A 4,377-nucleotide genomic window follows, 5' to 3' on the forward strand; every position below is an offset into this window, starting at 1 on the left:
TTGTAGCTGGGAAACTTCATCTTTATTCAAGTCAACAATGTACTTTTTCGCCATGTTACACCCCGTTTTTGGCTATTTTACCAATTAGAGGTTTTACTTAGCAAAGTTACCTTGGCAGACTACTAGCTCCGTTGTTACTGATAGTACTATTGTTTAACGTTGCAGTCCCAGAGTTGAAGATACCGCCACTGCCCTCGCTACCAATCAACTGACCACCCGAGTTGGACTTGATGTTACTGTTATCTATTATTAAAGTTCCCCTATTAAAGATGCCTCCACCACCGTAGAATCCTTGTGATCTGTTGTTGCTGATGTTACTATGGCTTAACTTGAGAGTGCCAGAGTTGAAAATGCCACCACCATTTGCAGACTCTGCTATGTTCCCGTTAATAATACTATTGCTCAACGTTAAAGTGCCAGAGTTAAGAATACCAGCACCCCCAGGAACATCTTCAGAAATATAGCCATTGGCAATAGTCAGCCCAACAATCTCTGAAGTTGTGCCACTATTGATCTCAAAAACACGACTGTTATTATTACCACTAACAGTAAGCAAATTTGCACCTGTGCCATTAATGGTCAAGTCATCTGTAATACTTAGACTACTACCACCAAGGGTAATAGTATCAGCAATTGAGTCAGCGAATACGCCATCAAAATTGATCCAGTCTTTTCCTGTTAGAGCATTAGCATTTAGTATTGCCTGCCGTAGTGAACCAGTACCGCTATCATTGGTGTTGCTAACGTTAAATGTAGCCATAAATGATCTGACTCCGTTTTTTCTTGGTAAATATGACCCGAAAAGAGCAATCCCTAACATCTAAAGAAAGATAATCAGGACGCCTTGAGAATCTGGAACACACCAATTAACAAATACAAGCTAACTAAGAATTATTTAAGACCTTGCTGAAACAGCTTGGGAATTAAATGTATATAAAGACACTCTAACGGAGTAAATACTATGATAAAAAATTAAATAAAACAATCTCTCATTAGGTATAAAACAAGTAGCAAATATTCACTTGGTTGAGGAGTTTGACTTGGCTTAAAGAGGTCATGGTACACTTTTGTCCCCATCCACTCCATCGAACACCGCCACACACTCCCCACTGAAAACATAAAGTACCCGCCTAAAACAGCGCACTGACACTCAAACCCCCTAGTTCCCAGTAGTCTTTCACCACTCCTGGTTGCCATTGCCGGGAGACGAGATTGTAGACTTGTACTGGAGAAGCGATGCCGAAGGCGGGCGGTTAGCCATCGCAACCGTAGCAATAATTTCCACCTTCTCCCAGCCGGGAAGCAGATGGTGCAGATCTTAACTCCACCCAGTAGTTCAAGGATGGTGAGGTGTTCGGTAGTAGATTTGACTGGGTTAAGGGTACTCTCATTGTGAGTATCCTTGGTTTGATTGTGTGATAGATAGGTAATTTAGGTAAAATCAAAAATGGAATAGTTGCAGTTACAGCTTATAGATTATTTGAGGGTATGACATTACCTCTGATGTTTGAAGTCTATAAGCCAAAGCAAAGGTTATTAGAATCAGATGTCTATCACACCAAGCCAGAAATTGCGGCTGTTATGATTAAAACGCAACCGAAGAGTCCAGCCTACACCTGTGATGTCGGTGACAGTATCCGAATATAAAACTGGGTTGGGCAGGTTGGTAGGTGCAAACCGAACACTTGCTCAAATCTACACAATTGCAGGTGTTTTGGCGCTATTAATTCCGCGTGGTGAAGTGATAGCATCAGCAGGTTTAATTACCTCTGCTAATGCGTCTAGTTGTTCTCCAAGATAATCAGAGTTTTGCAAAATTTCAGGATTGACGAAATCATGTCTGAGCAAAGCGTAGACACAAACCCTTCTATCTTTCCATTGTCGATACCGCAGAGATGGATTGTAGCCCATGTCTTCTAATAGTCTGAGGGTTTGTGCAACAGTCATATTTTGTACAGCAGTCAGTTCCACTGCTAAAAATACTTCCCCAGGTTTCGGAATCACTGGAAGCTCAAGCGTCATAATTCTCTCCCTCAAACGTGCATTCGTAGCGTTTTCCTTGACCTACTTTCTTTGGTTTACCAATTAACCTTACAACTGTTTTTCCTTCAATAGTCGCTTCTTGTGCTTTTATCTGACATTTTTGCACGGCTTCTGCTTCAGTGTCAGCCCAAACGTAATCAGTCCAGAGTTCTTTGGTTTTTTCTGGGTCTTCTAGCATTATTTTAGTTTACCATCCCACTTCACCAACACCCCATCCACACAAGCAATTCCCCACTGTGGAAACTTTGCTTCATCAGCATCATCTAAGCAATTGCCCTGGAGTAAACTGAAATAGTTAGTTTGTTTGATTTGGGCTGGAACTAGGAGATGAAGATGATACAGGGAAATACTGAATCTAATAACGGCAAACAGAGTGAATTCTCTGTGTGGGGAAAAGAGCTTGAGAGATTAGCACAAGAAGGTGTCAAAAAAGAAATTACCAAACATAAAGTTGCTGGTCATCCAATTTTTTATTCTCTCAAAGGTGTACCTATTATGGAGTTATCAGATGGTCGTTGCTTTGAATATCATCTACGTTCAGACGGAACACGAAAAATCATCCGCGAAGTTAACAGTTGATGACGCAACCGAAACCGACTTTAACCATAATTGCTGGCCCGAATGGGTCGGGTAAAAGTACCTTTACTCATGCAACTCAACAAGCTTTGAGAGTTCCAATTATCGACCCGGATCAAGAAGCACGACAACTTCGACCTGATGACCCCCAAGCAGCAGCAATACTCGGTGGAAGGCAAGCAATTAAACGCGCTCGTGCTTACCTGATCAATAACGAAAGCTTTGCAGTGGAAACTACGCTATCTGGCCATACATATCTACGAATGATGGCAGAGGTTAGGCAAAAAGGGTGGCAAGTCTACCTCATTTATGTTGGCATCGATAATGTAGAAATTAGCATTGAGCGTGTTGCTACTAGAGTTGCACAAGGCGGACATAACGTACCAGAAGAAGACATTCGGCGTAGATATTTACGCAGTCTATCCAATTTATCAGTAGCCATACAAGAAGCTGATCGGATTTTGATTTTTGATAACTCAACAGCAGAAGGATATCAACAAGTACTAACCATTGAAAATGGAAGAGTTACACAAAAAGTCCAGGAGCTACCTGAATGGTTAAAATCCCTGCTCAGACCAGATTCCCTTGAATAAAATCAGAGGCAATCTGTTTATTTGTGATAATTTCCCGAATAATAAGTAAAATTACTCGTTTTTTGGATATTTCTTAATCATCTCCCGCAATTCCACCGCCTCACCATCCGGCGTATACACAACTTCCCCCGACATCGCAATCACAATCCTTTGCTGCCTTGCCCATTCAAACCAAGCAATCACAACAGATTTAGCCTGCGCGGGCTCCGGTTTCCTGCCCTCCATACAAGCTGCAACAAACACAGCCTCCGGTGACTTAATACCTTTCCAAGTTCGTATCGCCTCTTTAAGATAAGCGATGTCTACGACAAGCCGCTATGCGTCTACGCCCCCGGCACATTCTGTCAGTACCGCCTGACTGTGCGTTGAATCTCTGCATTGAGGCGAAACCAAGTTTTTCTCTAGTTTAACTAATGCAATGATGGGGAGAAATCACAAAGTATCAGTGCGATATATGGATTCAATTAACTCCTCAACTTCTTCTTCGTTCAAGCATTGTTTGACTTGAGTATTGAACCACTTTATCTCTTCGGATTCTGTGTTTTGGACTTGGTAAACCAGTAGTGTTCCTGCAACACGGGCAAAAGTAAGGGGTGATGGGGAAAGGTGGCTCAGTAGCTCGGATGCATTCTGGTATATTTGCATGATTGATGTTTCATCCAGAGGAGATCCCAATTGAGCGGAAAGCTGTTTTAGGCTTTCTTGAATAGACAAACGGAAGTCTGGCTCTTGTTCATGTGAAATAGGATTACTCATAAACGTTGATCAATTAATGCAATAACTTGATGGTCTAGCCTGACTATTTCGGCTCGAATGTCTACCATATTTTCACATTCATTGGGTATCTTCATCGGCTCAAAAGCATAACTGACGAGATTAACCTTCAATTTTACAGGCAACTGAAGGAAGATGGTAAAACTGCCCCAAGTAGACTTGTCCGAAATATTACAGTGATCGTCAGTTTCCTTGCAGCGTCACTCCCGCACTGGAAACCGCCGCATCATCTCGGCCAGCGCCTCCGCCTCACTATATGCCGTATATAGAACCCATTTGACATCTTTTACTGTATTGAAGTAAAGTTACCGCAAAAACCGTATCCAGCAGCCATGCCGTACTCTAGCAGCCTAACAGACGAAGAGTGGGAAATCCTTGAACCCCTACTGCC

The 4,377-nt window shown here is 42.3% G+C and carries 9 protein-coding genes and 1 pseudogene; 3 read left to right on the top strand and 7 right to left on the bottom strand.

Annotated elements, in window-relative coordinates; translation table 11 throughout:
- Window positions 1-106: 106 nt before the first annotated feature.
- Complete coding sequence (locus FNW02_RS37380) at window positions 107-760, bottom strand: hypothetical protein (RefSeq protein ID WP_191762507.1); 654 nt, start codon at window positions 758-760, stop codon at window positions 107-109.
- Between the two features lie 493 nt (window positions 761-1,253).
- A complete protein-coding gene (locus FNW02_RS37385; RefSeq protein ID WP_191762508.1) occupies window positions 1,254-1,391 on the bottom strand; it encodes a hypothetical protein in 138 nt (45 codons plus the stop codon).
- Window positions 1,392-1,422: 31 nt separating this feature from the next.
- Here FNW02_RS37385 and FNW02_RS37390 point away from each other — a divergent pair.
- Window positions 1,423-1,590, top strand: a pseudogene (locus tag FNW02_RS37390) (IS701 family transposase); the annotation flags it as partial.
- A gap of 105 nt (window positions 1,591-1,695) precedes the next feature.
- Here FNW02_RS37390 and FNW02_RS37395 read toward each other — a convergent pair.
- Window positions 1,696-2,022, bottom strand: a complete 327-nt coding sequence (locus FNW02_RS37395) for an acyl carrier protein (protein WP_191762509.1) — start codon at window positions 2,020-2,022, stop codon at window positions 1,696-1,698.
- Window positions 2,012-2,221 carry a hypothetical protein gene (locus FNW02_RS37400; RefSeq protein WP_191762510.1) on the bottom strand — a complete coding sequence of 70 codons (210 nt, stop codon included), beginning with the start codon at window positions 2,219-2,221 and terminating at the stop codon, window positions 2,012-2,014. Before FNW02_RS37400 ends, FNW02_RS37395 begins: the two co-directional genes overlap by 11 nt.
- Window positions 2,222-2,376: 155 nt before the next feature.
- On the opposite strand from FNW02_RS37400, the gene FNW02_RS37405 reads away from it, so the two are divergent.
- A complete protein-coding gene (locus FNW02_RS37405; RefSeq protein WP_191762511.1) occupies window positions 2,377-2,622 on the top strand; it encodes an MmgE/PrpD family protein in 246 nt (81 codons plus the stop codon).
- Window positions 2,622-3,212: a zeta toxin family protein gene (locus FNW02_RS37410; RefSeq protein ID WP_191762512.1), complete on the top strand. Its 591-nt coding sequence runs from the start codon at window positions 2,622-2,624 to the stop codon at window positions 3,210-3,212. The genes FNW02_RS37405 and FNW02_RS37410 overlap by 1 nt, the downstream gene beginning before the upstream one ends.
- Before the next feature lie 51 nt (window positions 3,213-3,263).
- On the opposite strand, the gene FNW02_RS39405 is transcribed toward FNW02_RS37410, so the two are convergent.
- The 3 genes from FNW02_RS39405 to FNW02_RS39820 all read right to left on the bottom strand — a co-directional run bounded on the left by FNW02_RS39405 (window position 3,264) and on the right by FNW02_RS39820 (window position 4,099).
- On the bottom strand, window positions 3,264-3,455 hold the full coding sequence (locus FNW02_RS39405) for a hypothetical protein (RefSeq protein ID WP_225226285.1): 192 nt from the start codon (window positions 3,453-3,455) through the stop codon (window positions 3,264-3,266).
- A 189-nt stretch (window positions 3,456-3,644) separates the two neighbouring features.
- Window positions 3,645-3,968 (bottom strand): hypothetical protein, encoded by a 324-nt coding sequence (locus FNW02_RS37420; RefSeq protein ID WP_191762513.1) that lies wholly within the window; start codon window positions 3,966-3,968, stop codon window positions 3,645-3,647.
- The gene (locus FNW02_RS39820; protein WP_263627875.1) at window positions 3,965-4,099 is read right to left on the bottom strand and encodes a chorismate mutase family protein; all 135 of its coding nucleotides are present in this window, start codon (window positions 4,097-4,099) and stop codon (window positions 3,965-3,967) included. Before FNW02_RS39820 ends, FNW02_RS37420 begins: the two co-directional genes overlap by 4 nt.
- Between the last annotated feature and the right edge of the window lie 278 nt (window positions 4,100-4,377).

The organism is Komarekiella delphini-convector SJRDD-AB1, assembly GCF_014831675.1.
GTDB lineage: Bacteria > Cyanobacteriota > Cyanobacteriia > Cyanobacteriales > Nostocaceae > Komarekiella.